At 67.5% G+C, this 265-nt stretch carries 1 protein-coding gene; it reads left to right on the forward strand.

What is annotated here, in order from left to right; translation table 11 throughout:
* A partial coding sequence (locus tag ACX6XY_RS30355) for a hypothetical protein (protein ID WP_460337921.1) occupies positions 1-265 on the forward strand: 265 nt, incomplete at both ends.

Below are 265 nucleotides of genomic sequence, written 5' to 3' on the forward strand. Positions count from 1 at the left end.
GATCCATCCTCCGCGCCCAAAGCGGGGCCGCCGCGCAGCACCAACCGCCACCTGTATACCGCCGCCGATCCGCTCGACCTGATCCCCTTCGCCGACAAGGTGACTCTGTGCCAGACGATCGATGCCGCCGCGCGCGCGCGTGATCCGCGCGTGGCGCAAGTGTCGGTGTCGCTGATGGGCAATTGGAACGTGGTCGAAATCGTCCGCGCCGATGGCTTCGTTGCCACCGACGTGCGCCCGCTGGTGCGCTTGAACGTGTCGATCG

It is taken from the genome of Streptomyces sp. O3 (assembly GCF_054788135.1).